The sequence below is a fragment of the Polaromonas sp. CF318 genome, from assembly GCF_000282655.1.
Classification (GTDB): Bacteria; Pseudomonadota; Gammaproteobacteria; order Burkholderiales; family Burkholderiaceae_C; genus Polaromonas.
In genome coordinates this window covers 26,519-44,344 of record NZ_AKIV01000011.1, presented here as the reverse complement: position 1 = coordinate 44,344, position 17,826 = coordinate 26,519, and the positions used below count along the sequence as shown (strand labels likewise).

The window sequence follows — 17,826 nt, the reverse complement described above, 5'->3', positions numbered from 1 at the left end:
CATTGGCGGCCGTGGCCACCACACTGGCCGCTCCCCCGCCGGCGCCGCCGCCGGACCAGCCATCGCAACCGGCCTGGCCGCCGGAGCCGCCCGCAAACCCTGTGGCACCGCCGGCCAGGCCGCCCGCGCCGGCAGCGTTGGCGCAGGTGAAGGCCCCTTGCGAGGTGTTGCCCGCCCGGCCGCCTTGCCCCACATAAATATTCAGCACCGTTCCCGGTGCCGCATAGTAAGTGCCGGTGGCCCGCGCACCCGCGCCGCCTGCGCCGCCCCAGCCATTGGAGTCGTTGCCGCCGCTGCCGCCGCCCGCGCCGTTGGCCTGGATAGTCACCCCGCCCGCGCCTGCGGGCACGGTGTAGGTCTGCACCGCGCCGGTGTAATTAAAAGTCGTCTGCGCCGCCGCCCAGGGCGCGGCCAGCAGCAGCAAGGCGGCGGCCCATGCGGCGCGAGCCGGGCCGCGTGAAAACACCGGCTTGCGCGGCAAACGGAAAACGGGGCACTGAAGAAGCATCATTATTGGAGGGCCGCCGTGCGGGAAGGAGACGCCGCGGCCGCGCCGGAAGGCTCGCCGAAAACGTTCTCGTCAAACTTGAAGCGTACACGCAGATAGAGGCCGCGCTGGGTATAGGCCTCGCCCGCCATGTCCGCGGCCTTGAAACCCTTGACGTTGTAGCCCACCGACACCCACATGTTCTTCCAGGCGAGGTAGCCGACTTCCGCGCCCACGGCGGTTTCGGCGGCGCCGTTGCCCCACAAGCGGTAGGCCTGCAGGCTCACGTCCCAGCGCTCGGTCAGGTCCCAGGTGGAGCGCCCGCCGATCAGCTGCGTGAAGGAGCGGCTGCTGATGCCGTTGGAGCGGTCGCTGCCCCACTTGGCGGCGTAACGCCCGCTCATGGTCCAGTGGCGGTTGGGCTGCACGTTGAGGTGGGTGGACAGGATCAGGCCGGACTCGTCGCGGCTCAGGCCCGGGCCCAGAGTGCTGTCGGAATCTTTTTTGTATTCGATGCGGCCCAGGGCATTCCACTTATCGGTATCGACCGGGCGGTAAGCCACGCCGGACTGCGCGGTGATGAGCTCGCGCTTGCCGCCGCCGGCGCCGAGGTTGGACTGCTCGCTGTAAAGGCCGCGGTTGAGCAATGTCCAGCTGTCGTCCAGCTTGTTGGCCAGCGCGCCGGTGAGCAGCCAGCTGCTCGAGTTGGTCGAAGTCTGCCACTGCAGCTGGCCCGAGGCCTTCCAGGTGGCGGCGGCGGTGTAATCGGCGCCCAGCGTCACGGCGCTGGAGTCGTCGACCACCACGCCGGAAATCGGCTTGATGCGCTGCACGCTGGCCGTCAGGCCAACGCCGTTGTCCAGGCGCCAGAGCCGGCGCAGGCCCAGGGCGGCTTCGCTGGTGCGGCCGTTGATGCTGTCGCCCATGCGGTATTCGTTGAACAGCTGCGTGCTGTCCGTCAGTTCGGTGTTGATGCCGGCGACGGTGGTGTACTGCGAGGTCGAGGCGTTGAGCGTGTAAATGCTCTTGAGGCTGTTGATGAAGTCGTGGCGCGCATACAGGCGCGTCGTCGAGTTGATGGCGTAGTTGCCGCCGACGCCGACTTCGCGGCCGCCGCTGCCGTCGATGGCGTACTCGGCCAGGCCGTAGACGTCGGCCTGCGGCACGTCGGGCACGGGCACCGTCACCTTGACGCGCGCGGTGGTGGTGCCGACTTCTTCGGAGGATCCCGCCGCCAGCGCCGTGGCCGAGGGAACGATCGGCTGGGTGGAGCCCGGCAGGGCCGGGCCGGACAGGGCTGCGGCCGTGTTGGCGGCGCTGTAGCGCACGCCGACTTCCACCTTGACGTTGCCGGCCATGCTGTGCTCCAGCTTGAGCTCGGCGCCGGTCTGCGACGCGCCGGTCACGCTGTTGGCGGTGCGCAGCGCTTCGCCGACCACGCGGTTCTTCTCGTCCAGCGCGTAGCCGATCTTGGCACCGTATTCGGACTGGCCGGCCGACTGCACGCTGTTGGGGTTGTAGAAACCGGCGCTGGTCTTGGCGCCCCAGACGCGCGCCTGCAGCGCCTGGTCTTCGTGGCGGATCTCGACGCGCTGGCCCGAGCCGCTGCCCTGCAGGTCGGTGCTGCTGCGCGCGATCTCGCCGGTGGCCACGGTCTTCTCGCCGAGCTTGGCCGTCACGTTGAGGCCGTCCAGGTTCTGGCGGTTGGCCGGGTCGGTGTCGCGCAGCGTCGAAGCGCCCAGCGTCACGGCCGGCGTGACCTGCACGCGGGCATCGGCGCCGGCGACCGTGTGTTTGGCGCCGCCGGAATCGACCGAGTAGCTCACGCGCACGAAGATGGGGTTGAGGTCGGGGTCCACGCTGGGCACCGGCGCCTTGAGCAGCAGCCGGCCGCTCATGGGCTCGATCTCGTAGTCGGTGAACTGCGTAAGCGGCGTGTCGTTGACGATGACCGAGGCCTGGCTGCGGTTGCGCGTCAGGATGTTGACCTGCTGGCTGTTGACCACGCCGTTGATGTTCAGCAGGAAGGGGCCGGAGGTGCCGTTGGCACGGAATTCCTGCACCAGCTGCGTGGTGGCGGTGCGGCTGGCAAAGCCTTCCACCGTGACCGCGCCGTCCTGGTAGCGGCCCTTCACGCCGTTCAGCGCGCGCGAATACTGCGTGAGCTGGCGCGCCTGGTTGTCGGTCTGGGTCGAGTAGTCGCCCAGCAGCGCGTAGTTGCTGCCGTTTTGCAGCATCACATAGAGCTTGCCGGTGGACTGCGCGTCAAAGCCGCGCGCCGACGAGTCGCCGTAGACCGGGTAGAACTGGCCGGGCTGGATGTCGCGGAACAGCGCCGTGTCGCCAGGCTTGTCGGAGTCGTAGGCCAGCGTCAGCAGCGAGGAGCCCAGCACCTTGCCCTTGAGGAACAGCGCCGTGCGCGCGGCGGCCTCGCCCTTGCCGCCGGAGAAGCCGCGCGAGGTGCTCTGGATCTGGCGCTCGAACACGTCGCCGCTTTGCGCGGGCCGCAGCGCCGAAGGGTTGAGGCTGCGCAGGTTGATCGTGCCTTCCACGATGCCGGCGGCGATCATGGGCCGCAGGTTGGGCATGAACTCGATGGGCGACACGGACTTGACGGTGCCGCTGGTGATGGTGAGTTCGGCCTTGCCGGGCTGGGCCGGCGGCAGCAGCAGGAAGCGGCCTTCGCCGCCTTCGACAAACACCTGGGTGCCGGGCTGGCGCGCGTCGAGGTCGGGCGTCTGCCACTGGCCCTGGCTGGCCTGCAGGCTGACCTGGGTGCGCACGGCCACGGGCAGGCCTTGCGCGTCGCGCAGCGAAATGGTCACGGGCACGGCAGTGGCGCCGTCGGCGATCAACTGCGCGGGCGCGGCGACCTCGATCTTGGCCAGCGCACCGGGCACGCGCACCGTGATCTGCGCCGTGCCGCGGGCATTGCCGAAACCGTCGAGGGCGCGCACGGCCAGGGTGTTGCGGCCGGGCTTGAGGTCCACGCCTATGTATTCCCAGGCCAGGACCTTGTTTTTCTCCAGGCTGCTCTTCTTGCCGACCTGCGTCGCGGGCACGGGCTGGCCGTTGACGGTGAGTTCAAAGCGTGCGCCCAGCGGACCCTTCACGCGGACCCGGGTCTGCGCCACCGGCAGCAGCTGTTCGTCGACCAGTCCCACAAAACCGGTCGTGCCGTCCAGCTCCGGCAGCAGGTCTTCCAGCGGCTGCAACACCTGTTCGGCCGCGGGCGCCTCGGCGCCGGCGGGTGCGGCGGGCTGCGCCGGCTCCACGCTGGCCGGCGTGTAGATGGGCTTGGGCAGGCGGGCATTGGGCGCGGTGGGGCCACCCGTGTCGCCGACGGCGCCCAGGGTACCCGGCAGGGGCGCCGCCGCCACGGCATTGCTGCCGGCATTGTTTTGCTGCGCGCCCGGCAGTCCCATCGCGCCGCTGGCCGGCAGCGTGCGGCTGTCGGCCGCGGCGGCGCCGCGGTTGGCCTGCAGCAGCGTGCCTGCGGCCTGGGTGATTTCCGACGCATTGCCCAGCGCCTTGCGGCGCGCCGCGATCTGCTCGCGAATGCCGGGCGAGCACTCGGCGATGGCGAAGTCGGCCTTGTGCAATTCGCCGTTGGTGAGGTCCGCAAAGCGGCTGCCGGCATCGAAGGCATTGCGGTTGTTCAGCACGGCCAGCGTGGCGCCCGCGGGCAGCGTGATGTTGTCGACTTTGGCCACATGGGTGCGCGACTCCAGGCCGTAGAAGCTGTACTTGCCCTCTTCGTCGGTCACGGCATAGGTGCCGTCTTCGAGGTAGATGCGCACGCCCGGAATGCCCGGCTCGCCGGCGTCCTGCACGCCGTTCCTGCTGCAGTCAGCGAACACCTTGCCGATCACATACGCCTTGTTGGAAAACACGCCGCCCACCACCTGCACGCGCACGCTGGAGCTGTTGGAGCGCACCGCGCCGCTGGCGGCCTGGGCCGTGTTGATGCCGTTGCCGCTCTGGCTGCCCGCGCCCACGCGCACGCGGTAAGTCAGCACGGGCTGCGCGCCGGCGGCCAGCGTGCCCACGGCGAACTGCAGGCTGGGGCCGGCGCCGCCTGCCGGATCGGCCAACGCCGCGCCGTTCAGGCGCGCCGTGCCGCGCACATAGGCGAAGCCGGCCGGCAGGCTGTCGCTGACCACGGTGGCCGGCAGCGGCGCGGCCGAGACGTTGTTCAGCTTGACCGAGTAATCGACAAAGTCGCCGATCTCGGCGGTTTTTTTGTTGGCGGTTTTCTGGATAAACAGGCCGCCGGCGGTGGCGCCGGGATCCATGGGCACGTCGAAATGCACCGCCACGCCGGCCACCAGGAAATTGCCGCCGAAGGAGCCCGGCGTGTCTATCAGCCGGCCGGCCGGCTGCAGCGCGGCCGGAATGCGCGAGGGATAGGTAAAGCCGGCCGGCGGCGTGATCACCAGGCGGTAGGTGCTGTTGAGCACCAGCGGGAACTCATAAAAACCGTCGGCCGCCGTCACGACCACGCTGGGCGCCGGCGTGATGCCGTCCATCTGGAACACCACGGCCGGCCCGCCGGGGGTGCCGCCGTTGCCCGCGCCGGTGACGTCGATCAGCTGCACGGTGGCGCCGGCGATCGGCTGGTTGGTCGTGGAGTTGTAGACGGTGCCCGACGGATCCACCAGCAGCGTGGTGGTGGCCGACACCGAGATGCCGCCGCAGGCGGTGATGGTGGCGGTCACGGTGTCGTTGCGCAGCACTTCGAGGATGCCGTCGCCCGAGGCCACGATGTGCGTGGCCGCATTCGCGGTGGGGACACTGGGCAGGATGCGGAACACGCCGGTATTGGGCCCGGTTTCCACGGCCGTGTAGGTTTCCGAATCGCCGGTGAGCTGGCTCACGATGGTGACAGGCACCGTGCCTACCGTGGAAGGGTCGGCATTGCAGATGGAGGCGTCGGTCTGCACGAACAGCGCATTGCCGGGAATGCTCTGGGTGGCGCGGTTGGTATAGCTGTTGTTGGTATAGAAGAAGATGCCGGCGGCATGCGCGGGCAGCGGCAGCACCACCGTGTTGCTGGCCGTGGTCAGCGGGGCGGCGGCGTCGGTCCAGTCGGCATAGGCGGCGCCGCTCACGTTGCCGGCCGCGTTCGAATTCACCATGACGCTGAACTGGCCCTGGAACAGCCCGCCCTGCGGCAAGGTGGCGATGGCCCAGGCCACGGCATCCACAACGGCGCCGGCCGGCACCGCGCTGACGTAGCTGCCGGCCGCGGCGCCCGTCAGGTGGTACAGGGTCTGCGCGCCGGGGTTGGTGGCGGGCTGGGCCGAGGTGAAGGCGGTGTTCACCGGCACCGGCGCGCGCAGGATGAACAGCGCGGCGGGCGCGCCGTTGACGCTCACATTGGTGGGGCTGGCCGCCATGTTGCCGTTGTTGGTGGCCCTGGCCGTGAAATTGAGCGCCACGCCCTGGGTCGCGGTGGCGGCACTGGCCGCGTAGCTGACCTGCACGGCCGCGCCGTTGGTCAGGTTGAGGGTGTCGGTGTTGGTGGCCGTGGCGCTTTGCAGCTGGCTGACCGCGCGCAGGCTGAGCTGCGCGGTTTGCCCCGGCACCGCGCCGGCCGGGATCTGGCCGGTGATCAACAGGCCCGCGGTGGCGCCGACGGCCACCGGCACCACGCCGCCGGCGGGCACCACGGGCTCGCCGGCATCGACCAGGCCGTTGCCGTTGACGTCCAGCACCACCTGCAGGTTCAGCGGCGTGAAAGCGCTGCCGCCGGCCACGCTGGCGGTCACCAGGTAGTTGGTGGCGGTGTTGCCGGTGTTGGCCAGGTTGTGGCTGATGGTGAAGGAGGAGCCGACGCCGATCAGCAGGTTCTGGCTGGCGTTCAGCGTGAGCGCTTCCAGCGCCGCCACCGTGGTGTTCACGGTGTTGGAATTGATGCGCACCGACAGGCCCGTCGCGGCGTCCACAAACGTGGCGCTGGCCGTGTTGCTGATCACCGTCCCCACCGGGGTCGGCGCTGCCTGTGCGGCTGCCCAGAAGAGCAGCAACATGCAGGAAATCAGCAGTTTGCGCAGCGGGCGAAAAAGCATGTGGGCTGGGTGGGTGGTGGGTTGCGGCAGGGCGTCGCTTTCCAAAGGGCACGCGGCCGTGCCCTTGGAAAAGCGGGGAAGCTTTCGCTTCCCGCGCTGGAGTTCAGTCCCGGGTTAGGGGTTGATGCGCACACCGAAAGTCACGACAGCCGACTGACCGGGGGTCAGGGTGCCGATCGTTGCGGTGACGGTGCCGGCCGCGCCCGCGGCGGGGCCGGTGACGGTGCCCACCGTGCTGGCAGCGGCGCTGCTCAGGGTGGTGTAGCTCGGCGTCGCGTCGGACACGACGACGGAGGTCGCATTCGCGGATCCCACATTGGTCACCGTGATCTGGTACAGCACGCACTGGTTGGGACGGGCGCTCAGGGTGGCCGCCGCGTAAACCGTGCCGCCGTTGGCGCCGGCGCAGGCCGTGTCCAGGGATTGCGCCTTGGACAGGGTCAGGTTGCCGGCGATGACGGTGGTGCTGTCAATGGCGGTGGCCACTGCGGGGATCGTCGTCACGTAGCTGCCGTTGCTGGTCGTGACCGTGATGGTCGTGGCATCCACCGCGCCGGGGGTCGCGCCGCTCGGTGCGATCACCTTGTTGAACACGGTGATCGCTGCGCCGGGTGCCAGGCCCGCGGGCAGGACGCCCGCGGCATGCAGGGTGCTGCTGATCTGCGGGTCGGTCGCGTCGAGCACGCCGTTGGCGTTGGCGTCGTAGTACAGCGCGGAAGTCCAGCCGGCCTGGTTGTCGGCGCCGGCAAGGGTTACCGTGCTGACCGTGCCGTTGCCTTCCAGCACGTTGCCGGTGTTGGTCAGGGTGTGGCTGTAAACGTAGGAGCCGCCGGGGTAGGTCTGGCCGGCGCCGTTGGGCGTCAGGGTGATGGAACGCACGGCGTTCACGACCACCGCGTCATGCAACGTGTCCGAAGCGTTCGACGTGGGCGACAGCGTGCGGAAGTACAGCTGCGTGGTGCCTGCCGCGAAGCCGGCCGGCACACCGACCACCGCGCAGACCACGACGTTGCCGCCGGAGGCCACGGAGCCGGTGTTGGTGATGGTGGCGCCCGTGGTCGAGCAGTTGCCCGCGCCGCCGTCGGCGCGGAAGCTGACCGTCCAGCCGGCCGGCAGCGTCACGCTGGCGAAGGTGTTCACCGTGCTGGCGCCCAGGTTGTAGCTGTCCGGCGAAGGGCCGGTGTTGTTGGCCACGATGGTGAAGACCGTCGAGGCGCCGGGGTTCAGCGTGTTGGTGACCTGTGCCGCGCCTTCACCGTTGGCGAACACGCCCACGCCGGGAACACCCACCGCGGTCGGCAGGTTGTTGGTGGCGTCGACCGCTGCATTGGCCACGGTGGTCAGCTGATCGGGGGTGTTGGCCGACTTGGTCGGGTCGAACACGGAGGTGGCCGTCTTGGTGACGATGAAAGGCGCGCCGGTGTTGGTCGCGTTCGGCGGCAGCGTGGCCTTCAGGATCACGTTGTAGGTGGCGCCGGCAGCCAGGGGGCCGGTGTCGACCGTGCCGTCGCTGTTGGTGTCGACCAGCGGCGTGACGCCGTCGCTCTTGAACAGCTGGAAGGTCGTGCCGGCCGGGAAGTTGCCCGTGCTCAGCGTGATGTTGAAGGTGTCGGAGCCGTTGCCGGTGTTGGTCACCGTGTTGGTGAAGCTCACCGTCGAGCCGGGCGCGGCCGGGCCGGGCACCGTGGTGCCGGTCAGCGTCACGGCGGCGGTCTGCAGCACCGTGAAGGGCACGGTGTTGGAGCCGCCCGTCACCGTGGTGGCGCCGTTGTTGTAGGAGGTCGTCGCGGTGTTGTTCAACACGCCGGGTGCGGTACCGTTGGCAACAGTCACGCCGAAGCTGATGGTGCCCGACTGGCCGGCCGTCACCTGGTTGAGCGTGACCAGCAGGGTCTTGGTGCCCAGGGTGTAGCCCGACGTCAGGGTGTTGGGCGCGGAGCCGCTGGAGCCGCCGCTGTCACTCAGCGCCGTGGCGCCGGTCACGCTCCAGCGTGCGGAGCCCGCGGTGTAGGTCAGGCCTGCCGGCAGAACGTCGGTGATCGCCACGGCGGTGGCCGTGCTGTTACCGGTGTTCGTATAGGTCAGGGTATAGGTGATGGCCGTGCCGGCCGAGCCGCTGGACACGCTGGCCGACTTGGTCAGCGTCACCACCGCATTTGTCGTGGCCGTTGTCACGTCGGTGTTCGACTGGGTCTTGGTCGGGTCGAACACGCTGGTGCCGGTCACCGTGATGGTGTTGGTCTGCGTCGCCGTGGCCGTGCCCGGGAGCGTGGCAACCACGATGTACTTGAACTGGCCGCCCGCGGCCAGTGCGCCGGTCGAGGTGATGGCGGGGCCCGTGGGCGAACCGCTGCCGTTGTCGGCGAAGATCTGCACGCTCGCCATCGAGAAGGCACCGGTGTTGCTGGTGGTCAGGTTGAAGGTGTCCGTGCCGTTACCCGTGTTGGTCAGGGTATGCGGGTAGTACACCACGCTGCCCGGCGTCGCGTTTTGCGCGCCGTTGGCGGCCAGCGTCAGGCTGGCGATCTGCTGCACCGTGGTCTGCACCACGTTGGAGGTCACCGTGCGCGTGATGCCCGATGCATCCGAGTACGTGGCCGAGGCCTGGTTGCTGATCGACGTGCCGGCGGGCGGTGGCGCGGCGTGCGCCGCCGTACCGGCCATCACCAGCGCGAAGGCAACGAACAAACCCACGATCCAGTGGGTGAAGAAGTGCGGCAGCCCTAAGGGCCGCGGACTCGGGGGGTTGGCATACATGGCGTATTTCTCCTGGCTACAAGACAACGGTGAATCGACAGACAACTAACAACTAAAACTGGGAAGGGCGCTGCGGACGGATCCGGCCGCCGTCAAGGCTTGGCCGCCGAGGCGACCGCCGGCGCATCGATGCTCACGCGCAGGCTGACCACTGAGGTGGCGCCCGCGGGCAGGCTGCCGAGTTCCCAGCGCAGCGCGCGGTAGTCGGCCAGGGGCACGGGCTCTTTGCGCGTGCTGCCGTCAGCCTGCTTGACCATGCGGGTCAGCGGCATGGGCGCGAAGGTGCTGCCGTCCGTGGAGGCCTGGGCCTGGGCGGGCTGCTCGCTGGCGGCGATGAAGGTGGTACCGGGCGGTACCGGCACGGTGGCCAGCAGCTTGCCCGCGGCGGCGCTGCCGTTGTTGCGGTAAGTGGCGCTGTATTGCAGGACGTCGCCCGGCTTGCCGTCGCCGGCAGGCTTGAGCACCGGCTTGCCGGCCACCATCTCGACGCGTTGCGCCAGCAGCTGGGACGTCACCGGCGAGGCTTGCGCCAGAACCCCCTGGCCCAGGGCGAGGCTGGCGGCAAAAATGCAAAATTTCAGAACTGTTTTCATGGTTCACATCCTTTTCGTTACAAGTCGGCGGATAACAGCGCCAGTGGTTGGCGGTGCAGCCTGTATGCGCTTACAGGCCTTTGGACGTAACTTTATGTTACTGATAGCTCTTTTTTGGCTCGACTAAATCACGATTCGCCAAAAAACAAATAGAAAACCCAGATTTCCGTGAGAAAGCACGCAAAAGCAGTTTGAATTAGGGTCGCATCTGTGACTTATTGTAATTTTTCATCCTGTTGTCTTACAAGTAGTCACAAGTACACAGGACGGGTTTTCGTGACAAATTCACGTAAACCCTAGGGACTAGGTTTTGTTTTTTGCGCGCGGCGCGGGGTGGTTGTTACAAAAGGGAGTTGTGGCTCCCTTGCCGCCGGGGTTTGGTTTCGGCGGTTTGGTTCTCTGCTGAGGTTGTGGCCGGGCCTCGCCCCGCCGGGGCGAGACCCGGCCAGCAGAACCAAAAAGAGGAAAGAGGAAAGAGGAGGAAGGAAGGGAGCGCGCTCAGCCGGAGCAAGACCCGGCTATTTCACCGCATCCCTCAACCTCGCGAACACCTTCCAGAACGCCGCCTCCTGCGTGGTCGCAAAATTGATCCGCATCAGCGTGCTGGGTGCCCGCACCGCGTGGAACAGCGCTCCCGGGGCGATCAAATAGCCCTCGTCGAGCATGCGCTGGGCCAGGGCGTCGGTATCGACGCCGGTGTCCACCCAGCCGAACAGGCCGGCGGGCTCGGTCGCGAAGTGGCAGCCGTGGGCAATCGCCAGCTTGACGCTGCGGGCGCGCGCCGCATCGAGCCGGGTGCGTATGCGCTCGGCATGGCGGCGCAGCTGGCCCTGGTCTATGCACCAGGCCAGCGCTTTTTCCAGCAGGGCCGGTGTGGTCAGCGTGGCCAGCAGCTTGGTGTCCAGCAGGCGCTCGACCAGGTCGGGCGGCGCGGCCATGAAACCGACGCGCCAGCCGGGGGCGAGGATTTTGGCGAAACCGCTGACGTAAATCGTCCGCTGCAGGCCGTCCAGCGAGCACAGCCGGGTCGCGTGTTCGGGCGCCAGGTGGCTGTAGGTGTCGTCTTCAACAATGTGGAAGTTGTGCTGCATCGCCAGCTGCAGCACGCGGTGGGCGCTGCCCGGCGTGAGGCAGTAGCCGGTGGGGTTGTGGAACACGCTGACGCTGACAAACAGCTTGGGCTGGTGGATCTCGCAGTACTGCGCCATCACCTCCAGGTCGGGGCCGTCGGCGCGGCGCGGCACCGGCAGGATGCGCATGCCCAAGGCGTCCAGCCGGGCAAACTCCACCGCCCAGCCGGGCTCCTCCACCATCACGCAGTCGCCGGCGCGCAGCAGCGTGCGGCTCACGATGTCCAGCGCGTGCGTGGCGCCCACGGTGGTGATGATCTGCTCGGGCACGGCATGCACATTGAGCGCGCTTAATTTCTGCGACAGCGCGCGGCGCAGACCGCTGTCGCCCATGGGTTCGCCGTACTGCAGCGAAAAATCCCGCAGCGCACTGACGCTGGTGACCTTGCGCACGGCCGCGGGCATGAAGGTGGTTTCCAGCCAGTCGGGGGGAAACACGCCCATGCCGGGCTGGGGCTTGTTGCTGACCTTGTGGAACATGCCGCGTATCAGCGCGGTGGCATCGACCGGCGCCTGGCGCGCGGCCATCCAGCTGGCGGTGCTCCAGGCGCCCAGCGGCGCCAGGTCGGCCGCCTGCATCGGCCCGTGCTTTCCAGCGTGCGCCGCTGCCGGGGCCTTGGCACCGGGCGTCGAAGCCGCGTTGAGCGAGGCATCGCGCACAAAAAAACCGCGGTTCTTGCGCGCCACCACCAGGCCCTGCGCCAGCAACTGGTCATACGCGGCCACCACGGTGGACACGCTCACGCCCTGCTGCTCGGCGCACAGCCGCACCGAAGGCAGGCGCGCGCCTGGCGCCAGCAGTCGGCTGCGTATGCGCTCGGCAAAACGCGCCGAGAGCTGTTCGGTCAGGGATTGTGAAGCGGCTTTCATCAACATGGCGCGGCCTTTTTCCTGTTCATCGCCCTCGGCAGGGCATGGTGTGCTGATTATTTGACCAATACAGTTTTGGAATTTGTACCGCTAACTGTATTGGTGGTGTACTGCTTTCAACTATAAAGTGGGAAGCATGAACTGGCAAGAATTTACGGCTTTACTGGTGCTGGCCACGGCGATGAGTTTTTCGCCCGGACCCAACACCACGCTGTCCACCGCGCTGGGCGCCAACCACGGTTTGCGCCGCGCGCTGCCGTTTGTCTGCGCCGTGCCCGTGGGCTGGGGCGCGCTGCTGCTGGTGTGCGCGCTGGGCCTGGGCGCGCTGGTGCTGGCGGTGCCGCTGCTGAGCTGGGCCGTCAAGATCGGCGGCGTGGCCTACCTGCTGTGGCTGGCCTTCAAGGTTTCCCAATCGCGCCAGCTCAGCCAGGCCGACGCATCGCGACTGAGCGTCACCTTCTGGCAGGGCGCGGCGCTGCAGTTCGTCAACATCAAGGCCTGGATGCTGGCGCTGGCCATCGTCAGCGGCTGGATCGCCGGCCGCGAGTCGCCCGCCTTGCGCCTGGCCATCGTGCTGCCAGTGATGCTGGCGTATGCCTTTGTGAGCAACATGGTGTATGCGCTGGCCGGCTCGCTGCTGCGCGACTGGCTTTCCGGCCCCGCCGGCAGCGGCCTGCGGCTGCGGCGGTTCAACTACGCCATGGCTGCCGTGCTGGTCGTCACCGCCATCTGGATGCTCTTTATATGAACACCCAGGCGCAAATCACGAAAGGCCTGTGGCTGGGCCTGCTGGGCATCGTGATCTTTTCCGTCACGCTGCCCATGACGCGGCTGGCCGTGGGCACGCCCGACGCGCCGCAGATGTCGGGCGTCTTTATCGCGCTGGGCCGCGCCGTGGTGGCGGCGGGCCTCTCGGCGGTGTTCCTGCTGGTCACGCGCGCACCCTTTCCCCGGCGCGAGGACTGGTGGCCGCTGGCCGCCACGGCGGGCGGCGTGGTCTTCGGCTTTCCGCTCTTCACCTCCATCGCCATGCGCCATGTGGAAGCCGTGCACGCCAGCGTGATCATCGGCGCCCTGCCGCTGGCCACCGCCGCCGTGGGCGCCTTGCTACACCGCCAGCGACCGTCCGCCGGCTTCTGGCTGTGCGCCGCCCTGGGCAGCGCGCTGGTGGTGGCTTTCGCAATGCTGCGCTCCGGCAGCGGCAGCCTGGCCATCAGCCCGGCCGACCTGTTGCTGCTGGCCGCCGTGCTGTGCGCCGCCGTGGGCTATGGCTACGGCGCCAGGTTGTCGCAGCGCATGCAGGCTGAACATGTGATCTGCTGGGCGCTGCTGTTGTCACTGCCGCTGACCTTGCCGCTGGCCGCCCTGAGCTGGCCTGCCGGTGCCATCAAGGCGTCTGCCTGGTGGGGCTTTGGCTACGTCGCGGTGTTTTCGATGTGGCTGGGCTTTTTCGCCTGGTACCGCGGCCTGGCGCTGGGCGGCACGGTGCGCGTGAGCCAGGTGCAGCTGCTGCAGCCGTTTTTGTCCATGCTGTTCGCGGTGCCGCTGCTGGGCGAACGCCTGGACGCGGTGACCGTGGGCTTCGGCCTGGCGGTGATCGCCACCGTGTTCATCGGCAAAAAAATGCCGGTGCACCAGCCGGCCGCCGTGCCCCCTTCGTTGCTGCACCCTCGGAAGACCTGATGTACTGCGCCTCTTTTATTTTCGAACCCGGCACCTATGACGAGCGTTTCCACGCACTGGACGCGCTGATCGAGGAAGCCGCCCGTGCCACCCCGGGCTACCTGGGCGCGGAAACCTGGCGCTCGCCCGACGGCACGCGCAGCAACGCGACCTATTTCTGGGACAACCAGGAGGCGCTGCGCGCCTTCTCGGCCCACCCCAAGCACCTGGAAGCCAAACGCCAGTACACCCAGTGGTACAAGGGCTTTCACATCGTCATCTCGCAGGTGCTGCGCTCCTACGGGGACGGCAAAATCGAACACATCACGCCCAACCAGCGCGACCGCGGCCAGGGGGTTCCCGCATGAACATCGCCAACATCCCTTTCGGCACCACCGACTGGTCCACCGTGGCTCGCACCGAACATTCGGCCCTGGAAGGCAAGGCCTTCTGGCGCACGCAGAAATTCGGCGACGTGCGCGTGCGCATGGTCGAGTACACGCCAGGTTATGTGTCCGACCACTGGTGCAAGAAGGGCCACATCCTCTTGTGCCTGCAGGGCCAGTTGCATACCGAACTCGAGGACGGCCGCCGCTTCACGCTGGAGCCCGGCATGAGCTACCAGGTCGCCGACCAGGCCGAAGCGCACCGCTCGACCTCGCCGCTGGGCGCCACCCTGTTTGTGGTGGATTGAGCGGCCGCATGAAAGTCTCTTGTGCAAAACCGCCAGCCTGCGATCATGGTTGCCGTGCCCGGCAGCCTTGCACCGCGGCACCCTGAATTTTTCAACCATTGTGTGAGCCGGGCCGCCCGAGGCGGCCCCCAAGGAGGAGAGTGAGATGAGCGACATGACATGGACCCAGGCGCAACGCGCCCACAAGATGAACCCCTCGGTGATCCGCGAGATCCTCAAGGTCACCGAGAAACCCGGCATCATCAGCTTCGCCGGCGGCCTGCCCTCGCCCAAGACCTTCCCCGTCGCCGCCTTCCGCGAGGCCTGCGACAAGGTGCTGCGCGAGGACGGCCATGCGGCGCTGCAGTATGCGGCCAGCGAAGGCTATGCGCCGTTGCGCGAGATGGTGGCCGCCATGCTGCCCTGGGACGTCGATCCGGCGCAGGTGCTGATCACCACCGGCTCGCAGCAGGGACTGGACCTCATCGCCAAGATACTGATAGACGCCGGCAGCCGCGTGCTGGTGGAAACACCCACCTACCTGGGCGCGCTGCAGGCCTTCACGCCCATGGAGCCCGAGGTCGTGGGCGTGGCCAGCGACGAGGAAGGCGTGGACATCGCCGACCTGGCGAGCAAGGCCGCCGGCGCGCGCTTCTTTTATGTGCTGCCCAACTTCCAGAACCCGACCGGCCGCACCATGAGCGAGGCGCGCCGCGCCGCGCTGAGCGCCGAAGCCGCGCGCCTGGGCCTGCCCATCGTCGAGGACAACCCCTACGGCGACCTGTGGTTCGACACGCCGCCGCCGCTGCCGCTGACGGCGCGCAACCCCGAAGGCTGCGTCTACATGGGCTCCTTCTCCAAGATCCTGGCGCCAGGCCTGCGCCTGGGCTTTATGGTCGCCCCCAAGTCGCTGTACCCCAAGCTGCTGCAGGCCAAGCAGGCCGCCGACCTGCACACGCCCGGCTTCAACCAGCGCATGGTGGTCGAGACCATGAAGAACAACTTCCTGGACCGCCACGTGCCGACCATACGCGCGCTCTACAAATCGCAGCGCGACGCCATGCTGGCCGCCATGCAGCGCGACATGCCCGAAGGCGTGAGCTGGAACACGCCGGCCGGCGGCATGTTTTTGTGGGTGCGCCTGCCCGAAGGCATGAACGCCATCGACCTGCTGCCCAAGGCCGTGGAGCGCAACGTGGCCTTTGTGCCCGGCTGGGCTTTTTACGCCGACCATGCCGACGCCCGCACCCTGCGCCTGTCTTTCGTGACGTCCAGCGTCGAGCAGATCAACATCGGCATCGCCGCACTGGCCGCGGCGATACGCGAACAGCTGCCCACGGGCCTGCCTGAATTGCGCGCGGCCGCATGATGGACACGGGCACGCTGTCGCTGTTCGTGCTGGCGGTGCTGGCGCTGTTCATCTCGCCCGGCCCCAACATGGCCTTCGTGCTCTCGCACGGGCTGGCGCACGGCGTGCGCGGCGGCTTCGCGGCGGCCATCGGCATCTCGGCGGCCGACCTGGTGCATACCCTGTGCGCCGCGACGGGTGTGACCGCGCTGGTCGCCGCCTGGCCGCCCTCCTTCGATGTGCTGCGCTACGCCGGCGCGCTCTACCTGCTGTGGCTGGCCTGGCAGGCCTTGCGGCCGGCCGGCGCGCGCGATACCGCGCAGGCCCAGCCCGCCGGTTTCGCGCGCATTGTGCGCATGGCCTGGTTCAACAACCTGGTGAACCCGAAAGCGCTGCTGTTTTTCATGGTTTTCCTGCCGCAGTTCGTGAACCCGGCGCGCGGACACGTCACGCTGCAGCTGCTGGTGCTGGGCGTCCTGCTGTCGGCGCTGGCGCTGGCCTTCAACACCATGCTGGGCGCCTTCAGCGGGCAGATAGGCCGCCGCCTGCAGGCGCGGCCCGGCGCCGCGAAATTCCAGCGCGGCCTGCTGGCTTTTGTCATGGCCGGGCTCGCGCTGCGGCTGCTGTTCCTCGACCGACCTTCCAAAGGAATCTGACATGCTTCATCTCTGGGGGCGCATCAGCTCCATCAACGTGCGCAAAGTCGTCTGGGCCGCCCAGGAGCTGGGCCTGAGCCTGCAGCGCACCGATGCCGGCGGGCAGTTCGGCATCGTCAAGGAGGCCGACTACCGCCGCAAGAACCCGAATGCGCTGGTGCCGCTGGTGGAAGACGGCGAGGTCCTCATCTGGGAGTCCAACGTCATCGTGCGCTACCTGTGCGCCAAATATTCGCCGGGCAACTTCTATCCCGCGGGGCTGCCGCAGCGGTTTGCCGCCGAGCAATGGATGGACTGGCAGCAGACCACCTTCAACCCGGCCGGCCGCGCGGCGTTTGTGCAGCTGATACGCACGCCGGCGGAGCAACGCAATGCCGCGCTGATCGCGCAATCGGTGGCTGCCACCGAGCCGCTGCTGGCTTTGCTCGATGCGCACCTGGCCGACCATGCCTATATGGGCGGCGAGCAATTCGGCATGGCCGACATCCCGCTGGGTTGCGAAATGCACCGCTGGTTCGGCCTGCCGCAGCCGCGGCCCGCGCGGCCGCACCTGGACCGCTGGTACCAAAACCTGCTGGCGCGGCCCGCCTCGCGCGGCGTGCTGGACCTTCCCCTGTCATAAATCTTTAAACCCCCTGGAAAACCGAGAGCCCCATGAAGCAGCGCGCATTCAAGCAAGTCGACGTATTCACCCCCAACCCTTACTACGGCAATCCCCTGGCCGTGGTACTGGACGGCAGCGGCCTGGACGATGCCGCGATGCAGCGCTTTGCCAAATGGACCAACCTGTCGGAAACGACTTTCCTGCTGCCGCCCACGGACGCCGCGGCCGACTACCGCGTGCGCATCTTCACGCCAGGCGGCGAGCTGCCCTTTGCCGGCCACCCCACGCTGGGCAGCTGCCACGGCTGGCTCGAGGCCGGCGGGCAGCCGCGCTCCAAAGACTTCATCGTGCAGGAATGCAAGGTCGGCCTGGTCAAGATACGCCGCGAGCCGGGCACAAAACGCCTGGCCTTTGCCGCACCCGCGCTCAAGCGCTCGGCGCCCAGCCCCACGGTGCTGGCCCAGGTGGCCACGGCGCTGGGTCTCAAGGCCAGCCAGGTGCTGGCCGCGCAATGCCTGGACAATGGCCCGCTCTGGCTGGGCCTGCTGCTGGACAGCCCCGAAACCGTGCTGAGCCTGGCGCCCGACCACAAGGCGCTGGCCAAGCTGGGCACCAAGATAGGCGTGGCGGCGCGCTACCCGCATGAAGACGCCGCGCCGCTGATAGCGCGCGCCAACCGCGAGGCCAGGGCTTTTGCGGCGTCCCAGCCCTCCTTCGCACCCGACTTTGAGGTGCGGGCCTTTGCCGCGCCCCTGGGTGTCGACGAAGACCCGGTCACCGGCAGCCTCAACGCCAGCCTCGCGCAATGGCTGATCGCCGAAGGCCATGCGCCCGAGCGCTACACCGCCTCGCAGGGCGTGTGCCTGGGCCGCGCCGGCCAGGTACACCTGGAGCGCGACGCGGCCGGCCAGGTCTGGGTCGGTGGCGAGTCGGTAAGCTGCGTGGACGGAAGCGTCACGCTCTAAGGCCCTCCAA

The 17,826-nt window shown here is 68.1% G+C and carries 12 protein-coding genes and 1 pseudogene; 8 read left to right on the top strand and 5 right to left on the bottom strand.

What is annotated here, in order from left to right; translation table 11 throughout:
* From PMI15_RS01760 to PMI15_RS01740, 5 genes and pseudogenes are all read right to left on the bottom strand, one after another.
* Positions 1 to 511, bottom strand: a pseudogene (locus PMI15_RS01760) (hypothetical protein); the annotation flags it as partial.
* Positions 511 to 6,558, bottom strand: a complete 6,048-nt coding sequence (locus tag PMI15_RS01755; protein ID WP_007862992.1) for an SdrD B-like domain-containing protein — start codon at positions 6,556 to 6,558, stop codon at positions 511 to 513. The pseudogene PMI15_RS01760 and the gene PMI15_RS01755, both read right to left, overlap by 1 nt.
* Before the next feature lie 114 nt (positions 6,559 to 6,672).
* Positions 6,673 to 9,315, bottom strand: a complete 2,643-nt coding sequence (locus PMI15_RS01750) for a DUF11 domain-containing protein (RefSeq protein ID WP_007862990.1) — start codon at positions 9,313 to 9,315, stop codon at positions 6,673 to 6,675.
* Between the two features lie 92 nt (positions 9,316 to 9,407).
* On the bottom strand, positions 9,408 to 9,908 hold the full coding sequence (locus tag PMI15_RS01745) for a hypothetical protein (RefSeq protein ID WP_007862989.1): 501 nt from the start codon (positions 9,906 to 9,908) through the stop codon (positions 9,408 to 9,410).
* 518 nt (positions 9,909 to 10,426) lie between these two features.
* Positions 10,427 to 11,914, bottom strand: a complete 1,488-nt coding sequence (locus PMI15_RS01740; RefSeq protein WP_007862986.1) for a PLP-dependent aminotransferase family protein — start codon at positions 11,912 to 11,914, stop codon at positions 10,427 to 10,429.
* A gap of 130 nt (positions 11,915 to 12,044) precedes the next feature.
* On the opposite strand from PMI15_RS01740, the gene PMI15_RS01735 reads away from it, so the two are divergent.
* The 8 genes from PMI15_RS01735 to PMI15_RS01700 all read left to right on the top strand — a co-directional run bounded on the left by PMI15_RS01735 (position 12,045) and on the right by PMI15_RS01700 (position 17,816).
* Entirely contained in the window at positions 12,045 to 12,656 is a 612-nt protein-coding gene (locus PMI15_RS01735) for a LysE family translocator (protein ID WP_007862985.1), read from the top strand.
* Positions 12,653 to 13,591 carry a DMT family transporter gene (locus PMI15_RS01730; protein ID WP_007862983.1) on the top strand — a complete coding sequence of 313 codons (939 nt, stop codon included), beginning with the start codon at positions 12,653 to 12,655 and terminating at the stop codon, positions 13,589 to 13,591. The genes PMI15_RS01735 and PMI15_RS01730 overlap by 4 nt, the downstream gene beginning before the upstream one ends.
* On the top strand, positions 13,591 to 13,938 hold the full coding sequence (locus tag PMI15_RS01725; RefSeq protein WP_007862981.1) for an antibiotic biosynthesis monooxygenase: 348 nt from the start codon (positions 13,591 to 13,593) through the stop codon (positions 13,936 to 13,938). Before PMI15_RS01730 ends, PMI15_RS01725 begins: the two co-directional genes overlap by 1 nt.
* Complete coding sequence (locus PMI15_RS01720; RefSeq protein WP_007862979.1) at positions 13,935 to 14,264, top strand: DHCW motif cupin fold protein; 330 nt, start codon at positions 13,935 to 13,937, stop codon at positions 14,262 to 14,264. The genes PMI15_RS01725 and PMI15_RS01720 overlap by 4 nt, the downstream gene beginning before the upstream one ends.
* Before the next feature lie 154 nt (positions 14,265 to 14,418).
* Positions 14,419 to 15,612, top strand: coding sequence for a PLP-dependent aminotransferase family protein (locus tag PMI15_RS01715; RefSeq protein ID WP_036837125.1), 1,194 nt, complete (start codon positions 14,419 to 14,421; stop codon positions 15,610 to 15,612).
* The gene (locus PMI15_RS01710; RefSeq protein ID WP_007862967.1) at positions 15,609 to 16,247 is read left to right on the top strand and encodes a LysE family translocator; all 639 of its coding nucleotides are present in this window, start codon (positions 15,609 to 15,611) and stop codon (positions 16,245 to 16,247) included. The genes PMI15_RS01715 and PMI15_RS01710 overlap by 4 nt, the downstream gene beginning before the upstream one ends.
* 1 nt (position 16,248) lies before the next feature.
* On the top strand, positions 16,249 to 16,869 hold the full coding sequence (locus PMI15_RS01705; RefSeq protein ID WP_007862965.1) for a glutathione S-transferase: 621 nt from the start codon (positions 16,249 to 16,251) through the stop codon (positions 16,867 to 16,869).
* Between the two features lie 32 nt (positions 16,870 to 16,901).
* The gene (locus PMI15_RS01700; RefSeq protein WP_007862963.1) at positions 16,902 to 17,816 is read left to right on the top strand and encodes a PhzF family phenazine biosynthesis protein; all 915 of its coding nucleotides are present in this window, start codon (positions 16,902 to 16,904) and stop codon (positions 17,814 to 17,816) included.
* Positions 17,817 to 17,826: the final 10 nt, after the last annotated feature.

Coding starts and splice junctions, on each gene's coding strand:
- PMI15_RS01700 (WP_007862963.1), top strand. CDS start 16,902: ATGAAGCAGCGCGCATTCAAGCAAGTCGACGTATTCACCCCCAACCCT.
- PMI15_RS01725 (WP_007862981.1), top strand. CDS start 13,591: ATGTACTGCGCCTCTTTTATTTTCGAACCCGGCACCTATGACGAGCGT.
- PMI15_RS01705 (WP_007862965.1), top strand. CDS start 16,249: ATGCTTCATCTCTGGGGGCGCATCAGCTCCATCAACGTGCGCAAAGTC.
- PMI15_RS01740 (WP_007862986.1), bottom strand. CDS start 11,914: ATGTTGATGAAAGCCGCTTCACAATCCCTGACCGAACAGCTCTCGGCG.
- PMI15_RS01730 (WP_007862983.1), top strand. CDS start 12,653: ATGAACACCCAGGCGCAAATCACGAAAGGCCTGTGGCTGGGCCTGCTG.
- PMI15_RS01745 (WP_007862989.1), bottom strand. CDS start 9,908: ATGAAAACAGTTCTGAAATTTTGCATTTTTGCCGCCAGCCTCGCCCTG.
- PMI15_RS01750 (WP_007862990.1), bottom strand. CDS start 9,315: ATGTATGCCAACCCCCCGAGTCCGCGGCCCTTAGGGCTGCCGCACTTC.
- PMI15_RS01720 (WP_007862979.1), top strand. CDS start 13,935: ATGAACATCGCCAACATCCCTTTCGGCACCACCGACTGGTCCACCGTG.
- PMI15_RS01735 (WP_007862985.1), top strand. CDS start 12,045: ATGAACTGGCAAGAATTTACGGCTTTACTGGTGCTGGCCACGGCGATG.
- PMI15_RS01715 (WP_036837125.1), top strand. CDS start 14,419: ATGACATGGACCCAGGCGCAACGCGCCCACAAGATGAACCCCTCGGTG.
- PMI15_RS01755 (WP_007862992.1), bottom strand. CDS start 6,558: ATGCTTTTTCGCCCGCTGCGCAAACTGCTGATTTCCTGCATGTTGCTG.
- PMI15_RS01710 (WP_007862967.1), top strand. CDS start 15,609: ATGATGGACACGGGCACGCTGTCGCTGTTCGTGCTGGCGGTGCTGGCG.